We start from the raw sequence: 23,345 nt of genomic DNA on the forward strand, positions 1-23,345 counted from the left end.
TGGAGACCCCATGTTCTGCACCGCCTGCGGCGCGCCCCTCGCCCCGAACGCCCGCTTCTGCACGGCCTGCGGCTCGCCGGACGCCCCGGCCGCACCCCAGCCGAGCCCCCGCGCCCGCCACGACGGCACCCGCGCAGCCGGTCCCCTCGGCACCCGCCGCGCAACCGACGCCCGCCGCTGGCGGGAGCGTCGATGCGCTCCCCTCCTACCTGCAGGCGGTCGCGGCGCGACTCGGCACGCAGCCCCGCTTCATCCCCGAAACCGGGGCCTACCTCCTTGTCGCCGAGCGCTTCGGCGCCTTCGCCGTGAAGATGCACAGCTACTTCTTCTTCGCCGCCAACGACGCCCTGGGCTTTAGCGGGATGCAGGCGTACGCGCAGGCGTGCACGACCTGGGCGCTCAACAACTACGAGGGGCTTCCCCGCGGCATGCAGAAGGGGCTCGCCATCTACCCGGTCATGCTCCAGCACCCGCTCGTCCCCGATGCGGTCGCCTACGTGAAGCAGGTCCCCGAAAAGCACTGGGCCGCATTCGAGCTGCCCGTGCTCCTCGACCCCCAGACCGGCCAGCTCGAGACCCTCGACAAGACGCCCGTCTGGGGCTTCGCCATGTGGAGCGGCATCAAGAAGGCCGCGCGGTTCGCCCTCACCGGCGTCCAGGCGTAAGGGGGCGCGATGGCGAGCAGGAAGCCCGCGGCGCGGGCCCGCAAGATCGCGGCGTTCAAGGAGGAGCGCGCGGCGAGCATGGACGATATCTTCGGTCGCGAGGAGGAGCGCAGGCGCGAGCGCGCCGCACGGCACGAGGCGGCGCTCCGCGAGAAGGCGTGCCTCTCCAAGAACCGCTACCCCACCCGGGCGGAGGCCGAGGCGGCCATCGCCGCCTGCGCGGATCACGGCAGGCGCGGGCTCCATTGCTACCGCTGCGACTACTGCGGCGGCTGGCACCTCACCTCGAAGGCGCCGCGCACTAGCTAGGCTGTTGCCGCGCACGGGCGGCGCCGCTGCTATACTGGGGCAAAGCCACCCCGGGGATAGGAGCCGCCATGGCGTTCACCGTCTACAACTTCACCAACAACGACGACGTGAAGATCCTCCACCAGATGGGCCAGTTCCAGGTCATCCAATGGGACCGCGACCTCTCCGTCGCCCCCTGGACCGCGCAGACCGCCTGGTTCGCCTCGCAGATGGACGTGCGGCGCCGCCAGCTCATCGCCAACCTCGACGGCCGCACCGGCGTGACCCTGCAGGCGGGCGCCATGCAGTGGACGGCCGGCCAGATCCAGGCGACGACCGGGGTCAAGGGCGCGGGCGACCTGCTCGGCAAGATGGTCCGCGGCGCGGTAAGCCAGGACTCCATGATCAAGCCCGAGTACACGGGCGTGGGCCTGCTCGTCTGCGAGCCCACCTGGCAGCACCTGCTCCTCGTCGACGTCGCGCAATGGGGCGGCTCGATCGTGCTCAACGACGGCCTCTTCCTCGCCTGCGACAGCACCCTGCAGCACACGCTCGAGCGCCGGGCGAACCTCTCGTCGGCCGTCGCCGGCAACGAGGGACTTTTCAACCTGCGCCTCAACGGCCAGGGCACGCTCGTGCTCGAATCGCCCTGCCCGCAGACCGAAGTCGTCTACATCGACCTGCAAAACGACGAGGTCAAGATCGACGGCAACTACGCGCTCGCCTGGACGGCGGGCCTGCAGTTCACGGTCGAGCGCTCCGGCAAGTCGCTCATCGGCTCCGCCATGGGCGGCGAGGGCCTGGTGAACGTCTACCGCGGAACCGGCCGCATCATGATGGCGCCCATGCAGGCCGCGACGAGCTTCAACACGCTTGCGAGCAAGCCCACGAGCTAACCGGCCGCGTCCGCGCTACTGCGTCTGCCGCAGGTCATCGGCGTCGATAGCCTGCATCCAGGCGATGTAGACACCCGGGTAGTGCCCGTAGAGGATCCGCATGAGGTCCACGCCCGACGTGAGGTCGCCCACGAGCGTGGTGAACGTTCCCACCGAGAGCAGGTCATCGACCGTGGGCACCTCGCGGCTCAGGTCGTCGATCAGGCGGTCGACGTTCTCGCGGTCCTCGGGCACGTACGGGCACGGCGCGCCCACGTTCTCCTCGAAGATGGCGCTCATGGTCTCGTGCTGCGCGTCGAAGCCCTCGTCGCCGTAGCCCGGCAGCCACAGGTCGTGGCCGTAGCGGGAGTAGCCCCACGAGGCCAGCGGCATCCGCGGGACCATGTCGCTCGGGTTCATGATGTTGAAGATGTTGTCGTAGATCGGGTCGGTCACGTTGGTGAGCTCGGTCACCTCGGGCGTGGCGAAGGTGTAGCAGTAGATGCTCCCCAGCGGCGCGAGTGGGCGCAGGCTCTCGGTCATGTCGTCCGCGTACGATGCGGCGATGTTGGCCGTCGCGGCGCCGCGCGAGTGGCCGCAGAAGAGCAGCGCCACGTCGCCGGTGCCCTGGTCCTGGGCATCCTCGGTGATGCGCGCCGCGAGCTCCTCGACGATCTCGTTCGCCGCGTCCATGAAGCCCTCGTGGTCGATGGCGTCCATCTCGTAGTCGGCCGCGTCACCCATGTTGAAGTCGCTCAGCCACTCCGCGCCGTAGCTGCCGCGGACCGACACCACGTAGAGCGTCTTCTCGCTGCCGTCCGCGCCCACGATGCGCTTGCTCGCGATCGAGTAGGCCACGACGTCGTCGGTGCCGGTGATGAAGTCGACCACCTCGTCGAACACCTCGCTGCGGTATTGGTACGACGCGGTCGAGATGTCGTCGAAGCCCAGCTGCGCGAGAGCGTTCTCCATGTAGGCGGGCGAGTTCGACCCGGCCTGGTAGTAGGCGGACTCGGCGTTCGCCACGGCCGAGAGCACCGAGCAGGTGGTCGCGAGGTCATGGTTGTAGACCGTGGGGTCCTGGAAGAACCAGTTGTCGTCCCACGCGATCTCGGTCGAGACATGCTGGCCCTCGGTTGCCGCCATGCTCGTGAAGTCGACGCGCGCCGTGAAGGCGCCGGTGCGGCCGGTCGAGTCCTCGAGCTCGCGCGGGATGCTCGGAGCGCCCACGGCGGCGGTGCCCGCGCGCTCCTGCTCGAGCCTGCGGTGCACGGCGAACGCTAGCGTGCCGCCGCCGATGATGGCGAGCGCCAGCACGACCAACAGCGCGATCTTGAGCTTGCGGTGGCGTTTGCGCGGTTTGGGCGCATCGGCTCCGGCCTGCCGCTTCTCGTTTTCAGCCATGGTAATGTCCATCCCCCGTGTAGCGCCGGGCGCGCGGTCGCGCCCGATCGTCACGCACCAGCATACCGGATGACGCCGATCGCCGTGCGGCTCGCACGCTCTACGGCCCCGGTCGGCCCTGTTCTGCACACTCGTTGCGGAATTCGGTGTGAAGAATCGGGAAGCGCCCCGTCACCGAAATTCGCCACTTCTGTGACCTGCGATTTTGTTGGTAGAAAACGCGCGTATCGCCCTCGCGCCGAAATCTCACACCGAATACCGCAACGAGCGTTTGCGCACCATGCGCGCGGGCGCATCGAGATCCATGAATATGGCCGGAATGCCTCGACCAAGGTGGCATTCCGGCCGTTTCGCGCGCTTCGGCACGTGGCGCGGCGGGCGCTCTATCGGAATATGCAGCCTACCGCTTGCCGCGGCGGCGGACATCCTCGTCGAGGTCATCGCGCCATGCGGCGGCATCCAGACTCGTCCCCGAGCGGCACGCGCCCACCGCGATGCTCGCGGCCCGGTACACGCGCTCGGTCCCGAACGCATCGGGCACGTAGCCCACCGCGCGCTCGCGGCTGATGCCGAGCCGGTCGGCCTCGGCCGCCACGTCGATGTTCGCGCCGATGAAGATGAACTCCCAGCCCTGCTCGCGGTGCGTCTCGATCAAGCGCTTGACCTTGCGGTACGTGTAGCGCTTGCTCGCGTTCTCCATGCCGTCGGTCGTGATGGCGAAAAGGACCTTGTCCGCCTGGTAGCCCTCCGGCTGGACCCGCTGCACGAGGTCGATGTGCTCGATGGCGCCGCCCACCGCGTCGAGCAGGGCGGTGCACCCGAAGCAGCGGTACTGCTTGCGCGTGAGACGGGGCACCTCGTCGATCGCGACGCGGTCGAGCAGCACGTTCGAGCGGTCGTTGAACGTGACGACCGAGACGGTGGCCTCGCCGGGCTCCGCGCGGTTCTCCGCGATCATCGCGTTGAACCCGCCCACGGTATCCTCCTCGAGCCCCGACATCGAGCCGCTCGCATCGAGGATGAACACGAGCTCCGTGCGCCCCGCCCCATCGCGATCCTTCTTGCCCCACGCCGCCTTGCCGTTTGCCGTTCCCATACCTGCCTCCTTATCCCAAGGTGTACCTGACATCTTGGAGGTTACGCGTCGGGAGGGCCGGGAAGGTAAACCGGCAGGCGACATCTCGGGTGGGCGCGCGACGGGAGCGTCGCAGGTCTTCCACGCCCGCGCGGCTGCGACGCGGCGACATCTCGGGCGGGCGCGACGGGAGCCGGGAACCTAGAAGGAGCCTACGAGCGGTTGGTCGTAGGCGAAGAGCGCCTCGTTCAGGCGGTAGATGTCGTAGATGCCGCACTCGATGAAGAAGCGCACGATAACGTCGAACTTGCTCGTGTTGGAGAGCGTGAGCCCCGCGCGGGCGAGCAGGTCCTGCGTCGCGGGAAGGTCGAGCTCGAGCGCCATGGCGAGCGCGACCGCCGTGGGCTTGGTGGGCCGGTAGTCGGCCTTGCCGCGGATCTTCGAGAAGAGCTGGCGGCTCAGGTTGGCGCGGTGGTATACCTCCGCATCGGTCATGCCGCGCCGGTCGATGAGGGCGAGCAGGGTCTCCGAGAACGAGGCATCGAGGTGCTCAAGCAGGTCGTCCAGCTCGGTTTCCGGGCTGGGCGCGGCGCTGGAATCGAAGGCGAGCCCAGAAGGCGCCCCGAGCGCCTTCCCCGCACCGACCCGGCGCGCCCGCGGGCGGTGGGTGCCAGGCGCCCCGAACACCGGTGCGCCCGCACCGCCGTCGGGGGCCTCATGCTTCAGGGGAGCGACCTCGATGCTGCCCGCCGTATAGAAGCGCGGCGGCTCGCCGCGCCTGAACGGGCTCCGCTCGACGTACTCGTCGTCTATGTACGCGCGGATCGCGTGGCCGAGCTCGGCGCCCAGGCGCAGGGCCGCGCGGTCGAACACCACGAGCGTGACCTCGATGTCATCGTGTCCCTCGAGAAATGCGCGCGTCTCCTCGCGGGCGACGGCGAGCGCGCGGTCGGCCGGGTACCCGTAGATCCCGGCCGAGATGAGCGGATAGGCGACCGAGCGGGCGCCCAGCTCGACGACGCGCGCGAAGATGCTCCGGTAGCAGCTGCGCAGCGCCTCCTCCTCGCCGTGGGCGCCGCCCTGCCACACGGGGCCGACGGCATGGATGCACCACCGCGCGGGCAGGTCGAAGGCGGGCGTGACCACGGCACCGCCCGTGGGGCAGCGGCCGATCGCGTCGCAGGCGGCGCGCATCCGCTCACGGCCCGCGGCGGCGAAGAGCGCGCCGCACACGCCGCCGCCCTCCTCGAGCCCGGTGTTCGCCGCGTTCACGAGCGCGTCGGCGCGCACGCGCGCAATGTCATCCCTCACGATAGCGAAGGGCATAGCCCACCTCCCGTACTCTCAAGGGATCGATGAAGCCGCCGCAACGGGGGGCGGGCTCCGAAAGCAACCGATTCGGATAAGCCCGATCCCATCGGTTCCAAGTGGCCGCATGAAACCGAACTTCTGCGGCCGCCCTGCGCCCACAGGGGCGCAAGGGAAGTTTTCGATGCAGCGCCAGGGGATATGCGATCCACAAGCATGCCCGTAACGCATGATCCGCAACTCATAACAAACAACGGACAACGGACATCTTTACCTCGGGAACCGTAACCTTGGATGCTCAGAAGCATCTACTTGGGAAGCGCTGCATCCGGAACGAACCTTGATGAGCGAGCGCGGTGCGCCTACAGGTCCACCGAGAACCGTTCGGTCTGGTTCACCAGGTCAAGGCGCAGCTGGAGCTCGGCTATGCGATCGTAGAGCACGCGGTAGTCCTCCGCCGCGCGCTTGACGTCGTAGTTCGCGTACTCGTATTCGATAACCGCATTCCCGCGGAACATCCCGCTCTCGCGGCGCCGCTTAGGCTCGTGCGAGCGCAGCGCATCCAGGCGGCGTAGCTTGTTGTTGAGCTGCGCCATCAAGACGAGCGCCTCGTCGATGGTCATGCCCTCTTCGGGAATGAGCGTGACGGCGTTGAACGCATGGAGCGCGTGGCGGACGAGGCGGACCTTGCGATCGATCTCGTCGACCTCTGCGAAGGTCCGCTCGTAATCGTACTCAGGCGGCATCTCCTCCTCGCCTTGAGCCAGAACGTAGGTCGCGTTCTCTCGCTCACGCGACAGCAGGCGTGCCTTCTCGTCTTCCAGGCTCTTGATGTACTTCGCGGCACTGGCAGAGGTAAACGTCATCTCGCTCATGGTTCCTCCAAACGCTACGAGCCCTCTTGATAGCGACGCGGTCGCCAAACCCCAGGGGCGCCGGCCATCTCACCAGACGCCCGCCATGTCCGCTCCCGTCGATCCGACAACCGTCTTTCCGGTCTTAAGCCATACTACCCACTGGGCCGGACAAAACACGGCGGGTGGCCATCCGGACAAGCGGGCGCCGCGCCCGTTACTTGCCCTGCACCATGGTGAGCGAGATCTTGCCGCGGTCGCGGTCGATCTTCTCGACCCACACCTTGACGGTGTCGCCCACCGCCACGACGTCGGTCGGGTGCTTGACGAAGCGCCGCGCGAGCTTCGAGATGTGCACGAGCCCGTCCTGCTTCACGCCCACGTCCACGAACGCGCCGAAGTCGACCACGTTGCGCACGGTACCGCTGAGCTCCATGCCCACCTCGAGGTCGTCGATGCTGCGCGCCGAGCGGCTGAACACGACCTCGGGCGCGTCATCGCGCGGGTCGCGCCCCGGCTTCTCGAGCTCGGCGATGATGTCGATGAGGGTGAGCACGCCGCAGCCCAGATCGCCCGCGAGGGCGGCGACGCTGCCCACGCGCTTGTCGATGTCCGGCACGCCGCCGCGGGCGAGGTCCTCGGCGCCCACGCCCGCGCGCTCGAGCACGGCACGGGCGACCTCGTAGCTCTCCGGATGCACCGCCGTGGCGTCGAGCGGGTTGTCGCCGCCCGCGATGCGCAAAAAGCCCGCGCACTGCTCGAAGGCCTTGGGCCCCAGCTTGGGCACCTTCTTGAGCTGCCGGCGGTCCGTGAAGGCGCCGTGCTCCTCGCGGTAGGCGACGATGTTCGCGGCGACCGCCGGCGTGATGCCCGAGACGTAAGCAAGCAGGCTCGCGCTCGCGGTGTTCACGTCGACGCCCACGCGGTTCACGACGTCCTCGACCACGTGCCCGAGCGTGCGGGCGAGCTCGGCCTGGTCGAGGTCGTGCTGGTACTGCCCGACGCCGATGGACTGGGGCGGGATCTTCACGAGCTCGGCGAGCGGGTCCTGGAGGCGCCGTCCCAGGCTCATGGCGCCACGCGTGGTCACGTCGAGGTCCGGGTACTCGCGGCTCGCGAGCTCGGAGGCCGAGTAGACCGAGGCGCCGGCCTCGTTGACGATCGTGTAGCGCAGCTCGGGTGTCTCCTCGGCGATGAAGTCGGAGACGACCTCCTCGGTCTCGCGGCTCGCCGTGCCGTTGCCGATCACGACGGTGTTCACGGCGTAGCGCTTCACGAGCCGCGCGAGCTCGCGCCTGGTGCCGGCGATGTCGCGGCGCGGCGGCGTGGGGTACACGACGCCGTGGTCGAGGAGCTTGCCCGTCTCGTCGAGCACCGCGACCTTGCAGCCGGTGCGGTACCCCGGGTCGAGCGCGATCACGCGCGCGCCGCGCACGGGGCGCTGCGACAGCAGGCTCTCGAGGTTCTTGGCGAAGACCTTGATCGCGTCCATCTGCGCGCGGACCGTTAGCTTGGCGCGCGCCTCGCGCTCGAGCGAGGGGGCCATGAGGCGCTTGTAGCCGTCGGCGATGGCGGCGTCGAGCACCGGCGCGAAGGCACCCTGGCGGCGCGGCCAGCGGCTGCCCAGACGCGCGACGGCGGCCGCCGTGTCCACCTGCACGTGCACGCGGAGCTTGCCCTCGCGCTCGCCACGGTCGATGGCGAGGATGCGGTGGTTGGGGATCTTGCGCACGGGCTCGTCGTAGGCGTAGTACGGCTCGTAGGGGGTCTTCTCGTCCGCGTCGACCGCGACCGAGACCACCTCGCCCGTGCCCTCGGTGAAGGAGCGCAGGTCGGCCACGTTCTCGGCGTCCTCGGCAACGACCTCGGCGACGATGTCCGAGACGCCGGCGAGCGCCTTCTCGGGCGTGTCGTAGCCGGCCTCGACGGCCTCGGGCGTGACGAACCCGGCCGCCGCCTCGAGCGGCGCGCCCTTGGTCGTGACCTGCATGATGATCATGTTGGCGAGGGGCTCGAGCCCCGCCTCGCGGGCCTTCTGCGCGCGCGTCTGGCGCTTCTTGCGGTACGGCTTGTAGAGGTCCTCGACGCGCTGCAGCTGCGTGGCGGCGCGGATCTCGGCCTCGAGCTCGGGCGTGAGCTTGCCCTGGGCGCCGATGAGGGTGATGACGTCGTCTTTGCGCTGCTCGAGGTTGCGCAGGTAGGTGAGGCGGTCGTCGAGCGCGCGCAGCGCGACGTCGTCCATGCCGCCCGTCGCCTCCTTGCGGTAGCGCGCGATGAACGGGATGGTGTTCCCCTCGTCGATGAGGGCGACCGCCGCCTCGACGGCGGAGCGCTTGAGGCCGAGCTCCTCGGCGAGCGTTGCGATGATATCCATACGGCTCCCCACATAGGTCCGGTTCCGGATTGCTGAAGCCGAACTAGGATACCCGCGCGGGCGGACAAGGGCAAGGCGCGCTGGCAGCCGCGCCGGGCGCCTCGCTTGGGCCGCACCGCCCCGGACGCGCCCTCGGCCCCGCATCGGCCGCGCCCGCCCCGGACGCGCCTCTCGGCCCCCGAAGTCTCAGTCCCCGAAGTACCGGATGCCCTGCTCGAGGTAGCGCCGCTTCTCGACCGTGGGGTACGCGTCGTTGATCGCGCGGTAGCGCGGGCACTCCTCGCTATGGTCGTTGATGATGCCGCACGCCTGCAGATGCGAGTAGATCACCGTGGGGCCCAGGTACTTGAAGCCCCGGCGCTTGAGGTCGCGGGCGATGCGCGCGGACAGGCCGTTGCTCACCGGGACGTAGCCCTGCGCGTGCTTGTTGTAGAGGATGGTCTTGCCGCCCGAATAGCCCCACAGGTACGCGTCGAACGTGCCGAACTCCTCGCGGATGCGCTGGAAGCAGCGCGCGTTGCCGATGATCGCCTCGATCTTGCGGCGGCTGCGGATCATCCCCGGCGTCGCGAGGATGCGCTCGATGTCGCGCTCGCCATAGGCCGCGACGCGGTCGAAATCGAAGCTGTCGAAGCACGCGCGGAAGATCTCGCGCTTCTGCATCATCATGTTCCAGTTGAGCCCGCACTGCATGACCTCGAGCGAGAGGAACTCGAACTGCCCGCGATCGTCGTGAAGGGGCGTGCCCCACTCCTCGTCGTGGTAGCGGATGTTGAGCTCGCTCGTCGCGTCCCAATCGCAGTAGGCCATCGCTCTCACCTCCCGTGCACGGCTTCCGCTTCAAGTATATCGGCGAACGGCGCGTTCCTGTCCGCGCGAAAGGGTATCGCGGTCTCAAGGATCGATGCGCTCGGAGGTGCGCCATGGATGAGAATGCCTACGCCGTCAGCCGCGAGGATCTCGAACAGCTCGCTGCGTTTGCGAGCGTCCCGCTCTTCTTCCACGAGTCGGCAGACGACTACCACGACACGGCGGAGGCCGACAACGCCCAAGAGCTGCTCCAGGAGCTCGCCCGCATGGCGCTTTCCCATACAGGAGATGGCTTCGCGCGGTTCGCGCAGGAGCATGCCGCGCGCATCCGCGAGGCGGCGCGCTATAACGACGGCATCGCCGAGGCGCTGGTCCTCGGCTACCGCCTCGGTATCTCCGCCGGCAGCGCCACCTGCATGAACGATCTCGGTGCCCTGTATTATCTGGGCGATCTTGTCGAGCAGGATTACGCCAAAGCCGCTGGGCTGTACGAGATGGCGATGCGCCACGGGTGCTTCCAGTCCATCATCAACCTCGGTTACATCTACGAATACGGCCGCATCGGCGAGCGCGACCTCGACAGGGCATTCCGCTACTATGCCCTCGCCGCGGCGCTCGCGCCCTCCTGCGAGGCCACCTACAAGCTCGGCGACATGTTCAGCCGCGGCCAGGCGACCGAAGCGAACCCGAGCTTTGCTAAGGCGCTCTGGGAGCGCAGCCTTGAGCTTGCCGAAAGCGCCGAGCTCGCCGCGCAACCGGCGATCCGCATCGCGCGCCTGCTCATCGACCCCAGCTCGGTCGAATGGGGTATCGAACTCGATCCGCTGCGGGCGCTGTCGCTCTTCCAGCAAGCCGAGGTGGGCTTGAGGATCGACATCGCGAACGGGATGCACTACTACCGCAAGCGCCTTGCCGAGGCAATCGAGGGCCAGGCCCGCGCCCGCGCCATGCTCGATGAGGACCCGGTCGTGATAGCACGGTAGCAGCAGGCGCAAGACCCGTTTGACGATGCGAAGGAGCTTCCCGATGTCCCGCCCCCGCCGACACGAAATCACCTGCCCCGTCTGCGGCACCACGGGGGAATTTATCCTGTGGGAGAGTTTGAACAACGTGCTCAACCCGGATGAAGCGCAACAGCTTATCGACGGATCGCTTTTCACGTACCGCTGCCCGCATTGCGGCGCCAAAACCGATGTGGTCTACCCCTGTCTCTACCACGACATGAAAGAGCACGCGATGGTGCAGCTCGTGGACAAGGGTAGCCTCGATGAAGCCATACGAATGCTCGACAAGCTGCAGGCGGACGGCATGCTCGCCAGGATGACTGCAGAAGCGAACTATCGGCATCGCCTCGTCACATCTCAAAACGACCTGCGTGAAAAGGCCATGCTGTTCCGCGATGGCCTCGACGATCGCGCGATGGAAGTCCTCAAATTGCTGGTACTCAAGCAACTGGCAGAGACCGAGACGGATTTCGAGGAGTTCATGAGCAACGGAATCCTGCTCTACGTTGGCCAAACCACCGCAGAGGAGATCGAGTTCGAATGGTTCATCGAGCAACCGGACGGGTCGTGGTCAAAGCCGCTTGCATTCAGCGTACCGCGCGAGCACTACATGCAGGCCGAGCAGATTGTCGAGATGCTCGGGCAACGCATTGCACCCACCTACATCATCGATCGCGATTGGACGTCCCAGATTCTACTTGAGAAGGAAAACGACAATTAGCTATTGAACCGAGGTTCCATGGACGCAAGAGGCAAGGCAACGCTCTCTTTTGCTGATATGCCGCAAGCTGCCGTATCGTTCGATTAAGAATACTGTGGGTAATTCGCAGAGCTGCATGTAGACACGATTGCCACCACCACAAAACTGCAGGAAAGCCGTGTCTGCTCGAGAGGTCTACTCGGTCTTTTGAGTTTAACCCACAGTATTCTTGCTTGAACTGTCTCGAGCAGAGGCTGACACGGTCCCTAACCGAGGAACAATCGAGAAAACCACAGCTTGCGCCGCTCTGGGACGAGGCGCCGCATGCAAGACGTCCTAGGACCCCAGGCATCACTTGGCCTGCCGTCCGGTCGCCATGGCGACGCCCTGGCCCATGGCACGTGCCGCTCGGCTATACTTGCGGACATGAATACCGCAACGGACAAACAGGGCAACGGGGTCGTCGGCAGGTTCGCGCCGTCGCCCTCCGGCCGCATGCACCTGGGTAACATCTACGCCTCGCTCGTCGCGTGGCTCTCCGCCCGCTCGGCGGGCGGCCGCATGGTGCTGCGCATCGAGGACCTGGACCCGCGCACGCAGAGCGGCCCCTGGACGGAGCTGCTCATCCGCGACCTCGACTGGCTCGGCCTGACCTGGGATGTGGGCCCGCTCTACCAGCACGACCGCGTCGAGCGCTACGAGGCGGCAGCCCGCTCGATCGCCGAGCGCGGGCTCACCTACCCCTGCTTCTGCACGCGCGCCGAGCTGCACGCGGCGAGCGCGCCGCACGCGAGCGACGGCACGCCCATATACAGCGGCACCTGCCGCGGGCTCTCCCCCGCCGAGGTCGAGCGGCGCGTGCTCGAGCGCCCTCCCGCCACGCGCCTCATGGTCCCCCCTGCAGGCGACCCCGCCGGCGTCATCGCCTTCACAGACCGCGTATTCGGGCCGCAGCGCCAGGTGCTCGCCCGCGATTGCGGCGACTTCCTCATCCGCCGCTCCGACGGCGTGTTCGCCTACCAGCTCGCCGTCGTCGTCGACGATGCCGAGATGGGCGTCACCGAGGTCGTACGCGGCTGCGATTTGCTCTCGTCCACGCCGCGCCAGATCTACCTGCAGCGACTGCTCGGCCTGCCCGAGCCCGCCTACGCCCACGTCCCGCTCCTCATGGCGCCCGACGGCCGCCGACTCTCCAAGCGCGACCGTGACCTGGACATGGAGGGGCTGCGCGAGCGCTTCGGGACGGCGGAGCGCCTGCTCGGCTGGCTCGCGGGCACGACGGGTATCGCGCCCGATACCGAGCCGCGCACGGCAGATGAGCTCGCGTGCCTCTTCAGCTGGGACGCCATCCGCGCGCATCGCGAGAACATGGCCATCGACCCCGGCGACGAGCGGCGCGGCCCCGCCGCCTAATCTGCCCGTCCCGCCGCACGAGCCCATGGCCCGCCGCCTAAACGCGAAAGCCCCCTCGTGCAGAGGGGGCTTTCGGACATGCATCGGATGCCTCTCTAGAACGGGGAGCCGATCTGATCGAGGCGCGTCCGGGGCAAACACCGCTCTGACGCGCCAACCGGCGCCCGCTTCGAGGATTCGAGCGTCTTGGCGGTGGGCGCATCGAGAATCGTCGGGAAGGGAGGGCTTCCACGATCATGAACCAGCAGGTATCTGACTTGCGCACCTACGGCTCACCCGATTGGAGGATAATCACCCACCGCCAAGATGTCCGAGGGCCCGCGTGGGCCCCCGGACGGCCCGGCTCCGCTGCCGCGCGGCGCGCCTAGCAGATGCCGAGCAAACCGAGCGCCAGACCGATCACCATGGTGCCCACGATGACGATGTTGACGTTCACGTTCTTGCGCAGCAGCAAGAAGCAGCCGAGCGTGTAGAGCAGCGGGATGATGCCGATGAAAATCGAGTCGAGCGTGCTCTGCAGCAGGATGGGGTCGCCCTCGCCCGCCGGGATCGAGAGGATCGTCGAGAACTTGACGTTCGATGCGGTCATGGCACCGATCATGAGCAGGCCGAGCGTGCTGGCGAGCTTGGTCAGAACCCCCATGAGGCCGCTCTCGTAGATCGTGTTGATGAAGCTCGAGCCCACGCGGTAGCCGAGGACCGTCAGGCACCAGCGGCAGATGTAGCTCGGGATGTTGTAGATCAGCAGGAAGACGATCGGGCCCAGGATGGAGCCGTTGTCAGCGCACAGCGCCATGCCCACGGAGGCGGCGATCACGCGCAGGCAGCCCCAGAAGATGGCGTCGCCGATACCGGACATGGGGCCCATGAGGGACGCCTTGACCGAGTCGATGGACTGCGTGTCGAAGTCGGCCTTCTCGGAGTTCTCCTTCTCCATGGACGCGACGAGGCCCATGCAGAACGTGCCGACGTTCGAGGTGATGTTGTACCAGGTGGAGTGGCGCGTATAGGCGTCGACCATCTCGTCCTTGGTGTGGTAGAAGCGCTTGAAGGCCGGCGAGAGCGCCCACATGAAGCCCGAGGCACCGGCACGGGCGCCGCCGCAGTACATGGCGAAGATGTTCAGCGAGCGCCAGAAGATACCGTGCAGCATCTTCTTGTCGTCGTGGGAGAGGCCCTTGGTGGAGACGGTGATCTTGACGTCATCCGAGGTGGATTCCAGGCCCTGAGTTGCGTTCAGTTCGTTGCTCATGCGAAAAAGTCCTCCTCTTCAAGCTCGGCCTGCGAGGCGCCGACGCCGGAGACGCCGCCCTCACGCAGCTGCTGGATCTGCTTCTTGATGTCGAGGTTCTCGAAGTCGCGGATGCCCGTCACCACGATGATCACGACGCCCACGGCCGCCACGGCGATCATCGGCATGCCGAGGTAGGCGAACAGCACGAAGCCCAGCAGGAAGTACACGCAGATCTTGCTGTCCCAGAGCATGCGGAGCAGCAGGGCCATGCCGACGGCGGGCAGCAGGCCGGAGACGGTGTTGAAGCCGTTGAGCACGGCCTGGGGCACCAGGTCCATGAGCTGCGAGGCAGGCTCAGCGCCGATCAGCACGGCGGCGAAGGTCGGGATGGCCATGGCCGCGTTCATGACGACGGCGCCGCCGAAGTGGCACAGGAACACGTTGCGCTCCTCGCCCGAGCGGGCGGCCCAGTCGATGATGGGCGCCCAGAAGGACATGAGCACGTTGAAGATGAGCGAGTAGATCACGTTGGCGAAGATGGCCGCGGCGACGGCGAGCGGGATCGCGACGCCCTGGTCCATGCCGTTCACCACGACGAAGCACACGGCCAGCACCGTGCCGCAGGTGGTGTCGGCCGAGGTGGCGCCGCCGACGTTCACGCTGCCGATGAAGATGGCCTGCAGCGCAGCACCGATCATGATGCCCGTCGTGATGTCGCCGAAGACGATGCCGGCGACGAGACCGGCGCCGAGCGGCTGCTCGATCATGGGCTGACCGAACGTCCACTGCACGAAGTAGCAGAAGAACGCCGCGAAGAACGCCAATAGTGCGGTGGTTACCATACAAACTCCTTTCGAAGCACTATCTTGTGCCCCGCGCCTGACCTTGCGGTCGCGGGGCGCCGTTCCTAGAGCTTGGCGAGCAGGTCGGACACCGGCGTCTTGGCGTCCGTCACACCCACCTGGTGGATGACGGGAATGCCCTGCTCGCAGAGCTCGCGCGCGGCGGCAACCTCATCCGGGTTCAAGGTGACGCCCGTGGTGAGCAGCACCTTCTTGGAATCGTCGGAACGATCGAAACGGCCCACGTTGGCCACGTTCACGCTGCCGATCTTGCCGGGCGCGCCCTTGACGAGCGCGAGTGCGTCGGCGACGTTATCGGTGAGCGCAAAGATGCGCATATCGGCGCCGCGCGGGTCGTTCGCGACCTTGATGGCGTCCTCGATGGTGCGGATGAGCAGCTTCTGGCCGCCCGGGCACGCCATCTTGAGCGTCGCCGCCTGGGTCTTGTCCTCGGCGGCATGGTCGTTCGCGACCAGGATGCCCTTGGTGTTGAGCTCCTTGCCCCACATGAGCGTGACCTGCCCGTGGACCAGGCGATCATCGACTCGCAACTGTACGATCATGTCTCTCCCCTCTCTTTGGTGACCGTAATATGCAGACGCGCACGGGATCCCGCCCGCGCACGGAAACGCCTAGGCGAAGAAATCGTCGTCGCTCTCGTCCTCGGCGGCCTCCTCCTCGAGCACCACGCGCTCCATGAGCGCGGTCGCGCCCTGGATGCCCGCGTCGATGAACTCGGGCGTGATGGGGTCGGCCGTGATGAGGCACTCGAGCACGAGGGCGAGGTTGAACCCCGTGACGTGCACGATGCCGCGCTTCTCGGGATGCATGCCGGCAATCTTGTTGCAGACGCTGCCGCCCTTGAGGTCCGTGAAGATCACGGCGTCGTCCTCGGGCTCGACGCCGTCGATCCACTCCTGGACCTTCGACGTGAAGTCGGACTCGTCCACATAGCAGTCGACGGCGGTGATGGCGCTGTCGTCGCGCAGCAGGATCTTGGCGACGCTCTTCACGCCCGAGGCCATGTGCCCATGGGTCGCGATCAGGATCTTCTTCATCGCGCCCCCCCTTAGGCGAGCGGAGCGGCGCCGTTGGCGAACACCTTGACGATGTGCTCGAACGTGTCGCGCAGGCTCTCGTAGGCAACCGTGGTCATGTCGTGCCAATACACGACGTTCTCCGGGTCCGCCGCGATGCGGTCGTCGATCATCTTGCGCACGGCCTCGCCGGCGTACTTCACGCCGTAGGTGTAGTAGTTCACCTTGCGGATGCCCGCGTCGATGGCGCGCTTGTAGTCCTCGTCCGAGACGCCAGAGCCGCCATGCATGACGAGCGGCACGTTGACGCGCTCGCGGATCTTCGTGAGCACGTCGAACGACAGGTGCGGCTCGCCCTTGTAGAGGCCGTGCACCGTGCCGAAGGAGCAGGCGAGGATGTCGAGGCCGGTACGGGCCACGAAGTCGGCGGCCTGGTCGGGGTCGGTGTAGATGGCGCCCGCCTCCTCGGCGGTGCCGCCCTCGTTGGAGTCGCCGCCCTCGCGCGAGCCCATGGAGCCGAGCTCGCACTCGAGACCGGCGCCGTAGGCGGCGCACATGTCGGCAGCGGCCTGCGAGAACTCGATGTTCTTCTCGTACGGTAGCGTGGAGCCGTCGAACATCACGCCCGTGAAGCCCAGGTCGAGCGCGCGCTGGGCGTAGCTCAGGTGCTCGCAGTGGTCGAGATGCAGGCAGATGAGCGCGCTCGAGCACTCGGCGAGGGCCGTGACCATGGGGCCGGCGACCGAGAGCGGAACGAGCCCCTCGTGCGCCTCGGCGTGCTGGATGATGATGGGGTAGCCCGTCTCCTCGGCGACGTCGATCGCGGCACGGACCGCCTCCAGGCTCGCCGCGTTCACCGCCGCGAGCGCCATGTTGTTCTGCTCCGCGATCTTGCAGATGTCGCGCAGGTTGACTAACATGTCTCTCCTTTCGATGCTGCCAATATGAACTCAAATGAGCTCATATGAACCTAATACAACATAGAATAGAACGTTTTTAAGTTTCGTCTAGTTCTTTTTTTGCCAATCTGCTGAACGGTAGGAAACAAAACGTAAGCGAACAGAAGTATTCGAATGCTTTTACCGTACATAGCCTCGACGCGAGGCGGGCGGTCGCGCTACACCTCGCCGTCACCCGGGAAGACGATCCCCGCCTGGCGGCGCGCCTCGTCCATAATCTCAAGTGATGCGAGCGAGACCTCCTGGTAGGGTGCAACGTCGCGCTCGCCCTTCACGCAGGCTACGAAATGCTCGAGCTCGTAGACCATGTTGTTGTCGCACGGCTCGAAGGCGATGGGCTCCTCGCGGTCCCCGATGCTTTGCGCCGTCGCCTTGGCGGCGTTGCGCACCGCGCGGCCGCGCAGATGGAGCGTGCCCGCATCCGGTGCGGACATGTTCTCGACCGTGATGGTCCCCCGCTCGCCCTCGATCTGGTTCGTGGCGAGGTCCTGCGAGATCTTCGAGTAGGCGAGCTCCACCACCTTGTCGTCGTAGCGCGCGACGATGGTGCCCAAGCCGTCGATGGCGCCATGCGTGAGCTCGCATTCCTGCCCGGCCACCATGACCGGCGAGCACGATATCGACTTCGGTGCACCGAAGAGGTAGACCATGGTCTCCACGCAGTAGATCCCCAGGTCCATGAGGGCGCCCGTCGCCATATGCGTGTCGAAGATGTTCGTGTGCCTGCCGGCGAGCAGGTCGTCGTAGCGCGAGGAGTACTTGCCGTATCTCAGCGTCGCGCGGCGGATAGGGGCGATGCGTTCCATGAGCTTCTTGATCCGCGCGATACCCGGATCGTGCACGGGGCGCATCGCCTCCATGGCGACCACGCCCTTCGCGCGGGCCGCATCGATGAGGTTTCGCGCCTTGGCGGCGTCGCTCGAGAACGGCTTCTCGACCATGACGTGCTTGCCGGCCTCGACCAGCGGCAGCGCTTGGCCGTAGTGGATGGCGTTGGGCGTGGCGATGTAGACCGCGTCCACCGCGTCGCTCGCGGCGAGCTCCTCGAGGCTCGCGAACGGGACCGTCCCGCCGTTGCGCTCGGTCGCGGCGACGGACTCCTCGGAGGTCATGCCCATGCTGCCCACGTACTGCGCATCCGGGCAACCCCGAAGCGTCTCGATGAAGTTCTCCGAGATCATGCTCGTGCCGATCACGGCGAACCGGACCCTCTCCATATGCGTCCCCTCTCGCATCGCGCCATCGGTATGGTCCGCATGCTTCGAAACCATACTGTTCGAAACCTATATGTTTCGTTACTACGCTATTCTTACGCAAAATACTTTCGTTTTCAAGCACTATATCTTTCGTTCGAAGCGTTTTCGGTGAGTTTCTGCTTTGAGCTGAGTTTCTATCGAAATCTTGAGCCGTCTTTCCCGTGCCGGGTTTCGTTTTACAATCGAGGGGAGCCGCAGACGACGCGTCCGGATGAGGGAGCCATGAAGCAGAGCGACACGCGGAAGAACGACATACTCGATATCCTCAAGCGCGAGAACAAGGTCCACGTCCCCGACCTGAGCGACCGCTTCGGCGTCTCCGAGGTCACCATCAGGAAGGACCTGAAGGAGCTCGAGGACCGCGGCCTGCTGCGCCGCGTGCACGGCGGCGCCGAATGCATCCGGCAGGATCGGGTGGCCGTGGAGTCGACGCTGAGCGAGCTCGTCACGCTCCATCCCGCGGAGAAGCGCGCCATCGCGCGAAGGGCCTTCGGGTTCATCGAGGACGGCGACGCGATCCTGCTCGACGCCTCGACCACGACGCGCGAGCTCGCGCATCTCCTGCGCGATAGCGACCTTGCCGACCTGACCGTCATCACGCCCTCCGCCGAGATCGCCATCGAGCTCGTCGCCTGCCCGCGCATCCAGGTCATCCTCATCGGCGGCATCATGCGCCCGTCGCTCAACACGACCATGGGCCCCATCGCCACCGACACGCTCAAGCAGCTGCACGCCGACAAGGCGTTCATCGGCGTCAACGGCGTCGACGCTCAGGTGGGCCTCACCACGCAGAACATTCTCGAATGCGAGATGAAGCGCTGCATCATCGAGGCGAGCACGCGCTCGTTCGTGCTCGCGGACGCCAGCAAGCTCAACGCCATCGCGCTCGGCGTCATCGGGCCGGTGAGCGCCGTCGACTATATCGTCACCGAGGCGACCATATCCTCGCGGCTCAAGGCGAAACTCGAGGAGCAGGGCGTCGAGGTCGTCACCGTCGAGGTCGCGGATCCCACCGACGCGTGATATTGCGTTTATCGCGAATTCGACACCATTCAAAACAAAATGAAATGCCGTCTGCGCTCTTCATGGTACATTGTCGCTAGGCAAACGGATGCCGAGCAACCTACCGGACGGATACCAGAACCATGAGCGGACAAGAGAATCAAAGCCTGTACCTCGAAGAACGCCACGATGCCATCCTCAAGCTCCTTGAGGACGAGGCGTCGGTGAGCGTCAACGACCTCAGCGTGCGCTTCGGGGTTTCATCTGCCACCATCCGCAAGGACATCAAGGCCCTCGAGCGGCTCGGCAAGCTCCGCCGCACCCACGGCGGCGCGATCCGCACCTCCGCCGACGGCACCGAGGTCCTCTTCGATGCGGCGCGCGCTGTCGCCCACCGCGAGAAGACGCGGATCGGACGGGCGGCCGCTCGATTCGTCTCGGACGGCGACACCATCCTCGTCCAATCCGGCACCACCTGCCTGGAGCTCGTGCGCGCCCTCGACGGCAAGCGCGACATCACGCTCATCACCTGTGACATGGCGGTCGCCATGGAGGCCGAGGCCAAGCTCGTCGACAGCAGCATCATCCTCATCGGCGGCATCCTGCGCGTGGGGTACCACTACGCCCAGGGTTCCGAGGCCGTCGCTCAGCTCGAGCAGTACCACGTCCCCACGGCGTTCCTTTGCGGCAACGCCTTCTCGCTCGCCCACGGCCTCACCGCGCACCGCATGGAGCAGGCCAACTGGGTCCAGACGCAGATGAAGGTCTCCGACCGGCATATCCTGCTCATGGACTCCAGCAAGATGGGCCAAAGCGCGCTCGCCCACGCCGCGGACCTCACCGACATCGACGTGCTCGTGACCGATGAGGGGGTCGACGATCAGATGCGCGTGGGCCTCGCGCAGGCCGCCCCGCATCTCGAGGTCCTCTACGCCTGATGGTCGCGACCGCATGCCGCGGTCCGGCCGCCCGCCGTGCCCCGGTCACCTGCAATCGCCGGAAACCCGATGTCCGGCACAGGACGTGCCCGGTCCTAAGGCGCTCCCAACTACCCAGATACGCAGTTCGCGTAAGTTCCAACTTCCATCTTGTGCAGATACGGGCGGATACGGTAATATGAGTGACTGCTACGGAGAGCTGACCGAGAGGCCGAAGGTGCTCGCCTGCTAAGCGAGTATTCCCCACAAGGGAATCTGGGGTTCGAATCCCCAGCTCTCCGCCAGCTGCGTTTTCACGGACCCCGTTTGGACCATCCAAGCGGGGTCCGCGCGTTTCGCGACCCTCAGGCCCTGAGCGAGCGACCCACCGCGCCGAGCTCGTCGCTGCCGAGCAGCAGCCAGAGCGTGTAGACGCAGTCGTACGCGAGCGTGAAGAACCCCTCATCGACAAGGAGCATCGCCGCCGCCTCGAGCTGATGGAGCGCCTCCGCGCTCGGCGGGACGGGCATGCCGGCGCCCTCCATGAGCGCGGCGGCCTCTTCGACCGAAGGCTCCTCGGCACGTCCCATCTCCCCCATGAGCTGCGCGAGCTCGGAGCGCGCCATCTCGCTCATCTGCTCGCCCCGGGGCACCATGCGGTAGCACGCCATGCCCACCTCCGGCTCGCCCATACGCCAGTAGGCGAAGGCCACGCGGTAGAGTAGATACGCGATCGAGTCGCGGTCGGTCGCGATGCGCAGACCGTGCTTGACGACCTCGATCACCTCGTCATAGCGCTCCAGCCGCGCGAGCACGTTCACGAGCGCGGCGTGCGCGAGCGTCGAGGTGCCGGCCATGTCGAGCAGGCGGCGCGCCTCGTCGAGCGCCCGGTCGAAGGCGCCCGCGTTGAAGTAGAGCTGCTCGAGCTCATGGTGGGCGAAGAAGAGCGCGTCGGGTGCCCGGCGGATGCGCATCGCGGGGTCGTCCTCCCACAGCGGCAAAAGCACGCGCCCCACGCGGTTCTGACAGAACCTGCTGATGAGCGGTACGTCGCTCATGAACTCCGCCGCGGCGCAGCCCGCCTCGAGCTCCTCGATGAGCGCGACGAGGCCGGCCTCCGCGCGGGCGGGGTCGTCACGCGCGATGTCGCGCAACTCGGCGACGCGCTCGGCGCGCTCATCGGGACCGCTCTCCATCACCTCGAGCTCGCAGGCGGTATCGGCCAGCAGCAGGTCGCGGAGCACCGGTGAAAGCGGCCTGTCGTCCTGTGCGGGGGAGACCCGGCGCGCCGCGCTGGCGGCGATCCCGAACGGCTCGTCCACCGCGAGGCCGGAGATGCGCTCGAGGGCCGCCTGCCGCTCGAGCGGCGCCCCGTCGAGCTTCTTCGCGAAGGGCACGAGCGCCGCCATGAAGCCCGCGCGCTCGAAGAGGTAGCTCGACTCCGATTGAGCCCGCAGGTCGCGGGCCACCACCGTGCAGCGCCGGAGGGCGATCTTCGAGGCGAACGCCGCGGCGGCGAAGGCGAGCACCATGCGCGCGCCGTATTCGGCGGCCATGCGCTCGCGGCGCACACGCTCGAGCTCGACCCACGCGCCCGCATCGGCATCGTAGAGCTCGCGGGACATGGCGTAGGCATCGGGCAGGCTGAAGCGCACGTGGAGCACGCCCGCCGCCGCGTCGCAATCGTATTCGTACTCGAGCCTCACGACCGCGGCCATGTCCTCGCACAGCGTGGCGAACCGCGTGCGGAGGTCCCACTCCCCTCCCGGCTTGCACGACGTCCCATCTATCTCGGCCCAGCCGTTGGGTGCGACGCTCCGTGCCAGCGAGCGCTCGACCCAGGCGGTCATGCCGCGAAGCACCTGCTGGTCGATGAGCGAGCACGCCTCCTCGGCCGGCGAGGCGGAGAGGCCCTCGATCACCGAGCCGAAGCGGCTGCCCACCGCGCAGATTCGGTTCAGCGCGGCCTCCACCCCGAAGAGGAAGAGGATATCATCGGCTTCAAGGCCGTCGCGCGCGAAGTTGAGGTAGAGGCTGTCGATGCCGCGGATGTAGGCGAGCGATACATGGGCGCGCTCCGTGAGCTCGCGCAGCCGGTCGACGTCGATGTGCGCGCAGAGGCGCAGGGCGAACCGCTCGATACCCGAGGGCGCATCGCTCGAGCGCCAGCGGAAGAGCGCCGCCTCGAGCGCATCGGGGAGCGCGAGGTCCCTGAAGCCCTCGAGGAGGTGGACCTCGCGGGGCAGCGGCTCGGCGGCAAGCGAGACCGCGGGACGCCGGGCGCCGCCATGCGCCTGCCCGGTCTCGCCGGCGGAAGCACCGCGCAGCCGCGTGGCCTCGATCACGCAGTAGCGCAGGTACAGCGAGGACGCGAACGCCCTGAAGCCCATCGTGCGCGACGAGTTCCAGGTCTCGGTCTCGCTCACCTCGCGCATGACGCCCCTGAACGAACCGCGGTACCGGCTGTACGGCTCGAGCGCGGCAGCGCCGCATCTCAGGTAGACCGTGCCCGATACGCCCCGCTCGTCGGGGACGAGCGCGAGCTCGGGACGGGAACTCGGCGCGAGCGTGAGCGGCTCCTCTGCCGCGAAGACCTCGCCCTCGTCGCTCACGTACCCGAGGATGTGCACCTGCGCGTCGCTCTCGAAGCGCACGACGTAGCAGGAGCCGTTCGCGGGCAGGGGGCAGGCGCCCCAGATCATGCCGTAGCTCACGCCCTCCTGCTGCCCGGGCAGCACCGGCAGGCGCTTCCGCTGGGCGAGCAGGGGTATCTTGTAGGGTTCGCCACCCACCGCGGACGCACCTCCTTGCCAAGGTCCCGGATACGCGGCGGACTGCCGCCGCATGCACTCGCTTGCTCCATTGTGGACCCCGCACGCGGGCGCGGCGGCGACTTTTTCGCATCAGGTAGCAATCCGCCGCCGAACGAGGGCGCTCCCCGCGGGCGCGGCGGCCAGCGCCCTGCCCGGGCCTGGGCGCATCGGACCGCTGTCCCGCGCTCAAAACGACCAAACCCGCAGGCGGGCCCGCGGGTTTGGAATGAGGGTATGTGGTGCCCCCAGCGGGATTCGAACCCGCGATATCCACCTTGAAAGGGTGGCGTCCTAGGCCGCTAGACGATGGGGACAGCGGTCACGAGTATACCAGACTCGCGCCTGACCGGCACCGGCGATGAGAGCGCCGGCGTCGGCAGCACAAATCCCTTGATTATCAACTTTATCCGAACACCTCCCACATTCATCCGCACATGTGCGGATGAATGTGGGAACCCGATACCCTGAGGGCCGGATCGGCCGGCCCCGGGAGATCGGAGGACGGCATGTCCGGA

Annotated in this window: 22 protein-coding genes and 2 tRNA genes; 10 read left to right on the forward strand and 14 right to left on the reverse strand. The window is 67.0% G+C overall.

Features of this window, described 5'->3' with window-relative positions; genetic code table 11:
- Positions 1 to 10 precede the first annotated feature (10 nt).
- The 4 genes from FS885_RS10200 to FS885_RS07250 all read left to right on the forward strand — a co-directional run bounded on the left by FS885_RS10200 (position 11) and on the right by FS885_RS07250 (position 1,849).
- Positions 11 to 358: a zinc-ribbon domain-containing protein gene (locus FS885_RS10200; RefSeq protein WP_144744392.1), complete on the forward strand. Its 348-nt coding sequence runs from the start codon at positions 11 to 13 to the stop codon at positions 356 to 358.
- The gene (locus FS885_RS07240; protein ID WP_144744393.1) at positions 306 to 665 is read left to right on the forward strand and encodes a hypothetical protein; all 360 of its coding nucleotides are present in this window, start codon (positions 306 to 308) and stop codon (positions 663 to 665) included. The genes FS885_RS10200 and FS885_RS07240 overlap by 53 nt, the downstream gene beginning before the upstream one ends.
- A 9-nt stretch (positions 666 to 674) precedes the next feature.
- Entirely contained in the window at positions 675 to 974 is a 300-nt protein-coding gene (locus FS885_RS07245; protein ID WP_144744394.1) for a hypothetical protein, read from the forward strand.
- A gap of 68 nt (positions 975 to 1,042) precedes the next feature.
- Positions 1,043 to 1,849, forward strand: coding sequence for an AIM24 family protein (locus FS885_RS07250; protein WP_144744395.1), 807 nt, complete (start codon positions 1,043 to 1,045; stop codon positions 1,847 to 1,849).
- Positions 1,850 to 1,864: 15 nt separating this feature from the next.
- On the opposite strand, the gene FS885_RS07255 is transcribed toward FS885_RS07250, so the two are convergent.
- From FS885_RS07255 to FS885_RS07280, 6 genes are all read right to left on the reverse strand, one after another.
- Positions 1,865 to 3,232 carry a lipase family protein gene (locus FS885_RS07255; protein ID WP_186365815.1) on the reverse strand — a complete coding sequence of 456 codons (1,368 nt, stop codon included), beginning with the start codon at positions 3,230 to 3,232 and terminating at the stop codon, positions 1,865 to 1,867.
- Positions 3,233 to 3,632: 400 nt separating this feature from the next.
- On the reverse strand, positions 3,633 to 4,328 hold the full coding sequence (locus FS885_RS07260) for a vWA domain-containing protein (protein WP_222419896.1): 696 nt from the start codon (positions 4,326 to 4,328) through the stop codon (positions 3,633 to 3,635).
- Between the two features lie 180 nt (positions 4,329 to 4,508).
- Complete coding sequence (locus FS885_RS07265; protein ID WP_144744397.1) at positions 4,509 to 5,633, reverse strand: macro domain-containing protein; 1,125 nt, start codon at positions 5,631 to 5,633, stop codon at positions 4,509 to 4,511.
- A 344-nt stretch (positions 5,634 to 5,977) separates the two neighbouring features.
- A complete protein-coding gene (locus FS885_RS07270) occupies positions 5,978 to 6,490 on the reverse strand; it encodes a hypothetical protein (RefSeq protein WP_144744398.1) in 513 nt (170 codons plus the stop codon).
- Between the two features lie 196 nt (positions 6,491 to 6,686).
- Positions 6,687 to 8,843, reverse strand: coding sequence for a Tex family protein (locus tag FS885_RS07275; RefSeq protein ID WP_144744399.1), 2,157 nt, complete (start codon positions 8,841 to 8,843; stop codon positions 6,687 to 6,689).
- 186 nt (positions 8,844 to 9,029) lie between these two features.
- A complete protein-coding gene (locus FS885_RS07280) occupies positions 9,030 to 9,653 on the reverse strand; it encodes a DNA-3-methyladenine glycosylase I (protein WP_144744400.1) in 624 nt (207 codons plus the stop codon).
- 113 nt (positions 9,654 to 9,766) lie between these two features.
- Here FS885_RS07280 and FS885_RS07285 point away from each other — a divergent pair, with 113 nt between their 5' ends.
- The 3 genes from FS885_RS07285 to gluQRS all read left to right on the forward strand — a co-directional run bounded on the left by FS885_RS07285 (position 9,767) and on the right by gluQRS (position 12,770).
- Positions 9,767 to 10,636: a tetratricopeptide repeat protein gene (locus tag FS885_RS07285; protein ID WP_144744401.1), complete on the forward strand. Its 870-nt coding sequence runs from the start codon at positions 9,767 to 9,769 to the stop codon at positions 10,634 to 10,636.
- A gap of 43 nt (positions 10,637 to 10,679) precedes the next feature.
- Positions 10,680 to 11,378, forward strand: a complete 699-nt coding sequence (locus tag FS885_RS07290; protein WP_186365816.1) for a CpXC domain-containing protein — start codon at positions 10,680 to 10,682, stop codon at positions 11,376 to 11,378.
- Positions 11,379 to 11,783: 405 nt separating this feature from the next.
- Entirely contained in the window at positions 11,784 to 12,770 is a 987-nt protein-coding gene (gluQRS, locus tag FS885_RS07295; protein WP_144744403.1) for a tRNA glutamyl-Q(34) synthetase GluQRS, read from the forward strand.
- A 364-nt stretch (positions 12,771 to 13,134) separates the two neighbouring features.
- On the opposite strand, the gene FS885_RS07300 is transcribed toward gluQRS, so the two are convergent.
- The 6 genes from FS885_RS07300 to FS885_RS07325 all read right to left on the reverse strand — a co-directional run bounded on the left by FS885_RS07300 (position 13,135) and on the right by FS885_RS07325 (position 18,059).
- The gene (locus FS885_RS07300; RefSeq protein WP_144744404.1) at positions 13,135 to 14,022 is read right to left on the reverse strand and encodes a PTS system mannose/fructose/sorbose family transporter subunit IID; all 888 of its coding nucleotides are present in this window, start codon (positions 14,020 to 14,022) and stop codon (positions 13,135 to 13,137) included.
- Positions 14,019 to 14,846 carry a PTS mannose/fructose/sorbose/N-acetylgalactosamine transporter subunit IIC gene (locus FS885_RS07305; protein WP_144744405.1) on the reverse strand — a complete coding sequence of 276 codons (828 nt, stop codon included), beginning with the start codon at positions 14,844 to 14,846 and terminating at the stop codon, positions 14,019 to 14,021. Before FS885_RS07305 ends, FS885_RS07300 begins: the two co-directional genes overlap by 4 nt.
- Before the next feature lie 65 nt (positions 14,847 to 14,911).
- Positions 14,912 to 15,409 (reverse strand): PTS sugar transporter subunit IIB, encoded by a 498-nt coding sequence (locus FS885_RS07310; RefSeq protein ID WP_144744406.1) that lies wholly within the window; start codon positions 15,407 to 15,409, stop codon positions 14,912 to 14,914.
- Between the two features lie 69 nt (positions 15,410 to 15,478).
- Positions 15,479 to 15,904 (reverse strand): PTS sugar transporter subunit IIA, encoded by a 426-nt coding sequence (locus tag FS885_RS07315; protein ID WP_144744407.1) that lies wholly within the window; start codon positions 15,902 to 15,904, stop codon positions 15,479 to 15,481.
- Positions 15,905 to 15,915: 11 nt separating this feature from the next.
- Positions 15,916 to 16,803: a class II fructose-bisphosphate aldolase gene (locus tag FS885_RS07320; protein WP_144744408.1), complete on the reverse strand. Its 888-nt coding sequence runs from the start codon at positions 16,801 to 16,803 to the stop codon at positions 15,916 to 15,918.
- A gap of 197 nt (positions 16,804 to 17,000) precedes the next feature.
- Positions 17,001 to 18,059: a Gfo/Idh/MocA family protein gene (locus FS885_RS07325; protein ID WP_144744409.1), complete on the reverse strand. Its 1,059-nt coding sequence runs from the start codon at positions 18,057 to 18,059 to the stop codon at positions 17,001 to 17,003.
- 261 nt (positions 18,060 to 18,320) lie between these two features.
- On the opposite strand from FS885_RS07325, the gene FS885_RS07330 reads away from it, so the two are divergent.
- The 3 genes from FS885_RS07330 to FS885_RS07340 all read left to right on the forward strand — a co-directional run bounded on the left by FS885_RS07330 (position 18,321) and on the right by FS885_RS07340 (position 20,322).
- Positions 18,321 to 19,121, forward strand: a complete 801-nt coding sequence (locus FS885_RS07330) for a DeoR/GlpR family DNA-binding transcription regulator (protein ID WP_186365817.1) — start codon at positions 18,321 to 18,323, stop codon at positions 19,119 to 19,121.
- A gap of 122 nt (positions 19,122 to 19,243) precedes the next feature.
- A complete protein-coding gene (locus tag FS885_RS07335) occupies positions 19,244 to 20,038 on the forward strand; it encodes a DeoR/GlpR family DNA-binding transcription regulator (RefSeq protein ID WP_144744411.1) in 795 nt (264 codons plus the stop codon).
- A gap of 193 nt (positions 20,039 to 20,231) precedes the next feature.
- Positions 20,232 to 20,322, forward strand: a tRNA-Ser gene (locus tag FS885_RS07340).
- A gap of 60 nt (positions 20,323 to 20,382) precedes the next feature.
- Here the strand turns inward: FS885_RS07340 and FS885_RS07345 are convergent.
- Positions 20,383 to 22,809: a tetratricopeptide repeat protein gene (locus tag FS885_RS07345; RefSeq protein ID WP_144744412.1), complete on the reverse strand. Its 2,427-nt coding sequence runs from the start codon at positions 22,807 to 22,809 to the stop codon at positions 20,383 to 20,385.
- A gap of 258 nt (positions 22,810 to 23,067) precedes the next feature.
- Positions 23,068 to 23,144 (reverse strand) — tRNA-Glu (locus tag FS885_RS07350).
- Positions 23,145 to 23,345 lie beyond the last annotated feature (201 nt).

This window comes from Enorma burkinafasonensis (genome assembly GCF_902150035.1).
GTDB lineage: Bacteria > Actinomycetota > Coriobacteriia > Coriobacteriales > Coriobacteriaceae > Enorma > Enorma burkinafasonensis.

Excerpts from the sequence above, each read along its gene's own strand:
- FS885_RS07250 (WP_144744395.1), top strand. The coding sequence starts at position 1,043 with ATGGCGTTCACCGTCTACAACTTCACCAACAACGACGACGTGAAGATC.
- FS885_RS07275 (WP_144744399.1), bottom strand. The coding sequence starts at position 8,843 with ATGGATATCATCGCAACGCTCGCCGAGGAGCTCGGCCTCAAGCGCTCC.
- FS885_RS07315 (WP_144744407.1), bottom strand. The coding sequence starts at position 15,904 with ATGAAGAAGATCCTGATCGCGACCCATGGGCACATGGCCTCGGGCGTG.
- FS885_RS07260 (WP_222419896.1), bottom strand. The coding sequence starts at position 4,328 with ATGGGAACGGCAAACGGCAAGGCGGCGTGGGGCAAGAAGGATCGCGAT.
- FS885_RS07330 (WP_186365817.1), top strand. The coding sequence starts at position 18,321 with ATGAAGCAGAGCGACACGCGGAAGAACGACATACTCGATATCCTCAAG.
- FS885_RS07300 (WP_144744404.1), bottom strand. The coding sequence starts at position 14,022 with ATGAGCAACGAACTGAACGCAACTCAGGGCCTGGAATCCACCTCGGAT.
- FS885_RS07270 (WP_144744398.1), bottom strand. The coding sequence starts at position 6,490 with ATGAGCGAGATGACGTTTACCTCTGCCAGTGCCGCGAAGTACATCAAG.
- FS885_RS07285 (WP_144744401.1), top strand. The coding sequence starts at position 9,767 with ATGGATGAGAATGCCTACGCCGTCAGCCGCGAGGATCTCGAACAGCTC.
- FS885_RS07265 (WP_144744397.1), bottom strand. The coding sequence starts at position 5,633 with ATGCCCTTCGCTATCGTGAGGGATGACATTGCGCGCGTGCGCGCCGAC.
- gluQRS (WP_144744403.1), top strand. The coding sequence starts at position 11,784 with ATGAATACCGCAACGGACAAACAGGGCAACGGGGTCGTCGGCAGGTTC.
- FS885_RS07335 (WP_144744411.1), top strand. The coding sequence starts at position 19,244 with ATGAGCGGACAAGAGAATCAAAGCCTGTACCTCGAAGAACGCCACGAT.
- FS885_RS07320 (WP_144744408.1), bottom strand. The coding sequence starts at position 16,803 with ATGTTAGTCAACCTGCGCGACATCTGCAAGATCGCGGAGCAGAACAAC.
- FS885_RS07255 (WP_186365815.1), bottom strand. The coding sequence starts at position 3,232 with ATGGCTGAAAACGAGAAGCGGCAGGCCGGAGCCGATGCGCCCAAACCG.
- FS885_RS10200 (WP_144744392.1), top strand. The coding sequence starts at position 11 with ATGTTCTGCACCGCCTGCGGCGCGCCCCTCGCCCCGAACGCCCGCTTC.
- FS885_RS07245 (WP_144744394.1), top strand. The coding sequence starts at position 675 with ATGGCGAGCAGGAAGCCCGCGGCGCGGGCCCGCAAGATCGCGGCGTTC.
- FS885_RS07310 (WP_144744406.1), bottom strand. The coding sequence starts at position 15,409 with ATGATCGTACAGTTGCGAGTCGATGATCGCCTGGTCCACGGGCAGGTC.
- FS885_RS07305 (WP_144744405.1), bottom strand. The coding sequence starts at position 14,846 with ATGGTAACCACCGCACTATTGGCGTTCTTCGCGGCGTTCTTCTGCTAC.
- FS885_RS07290 (WP_186365816.1), top strand. The coding sequence starts at position 10,680 with ATGTCCCGCCCCCGCCGACACGAAATCACCTGCCCCGTCTGCGGCACC.
- FS885_RS07280 (WP_144744400.1), bottom strand. The coding sequence starts at position 9,653 with ATGGCCTACTGCGATTGGGACGCGACGAGCGAGCTCAACATCCGCTAC.
- FS885_RS07325 (WP_144744409.1), bottom strand. The coding sequence starts at position 18,059 with ATGGAGAGGGTCCGGTTCGCCGTGATCGGCACGAGCATGATCTCGGAG.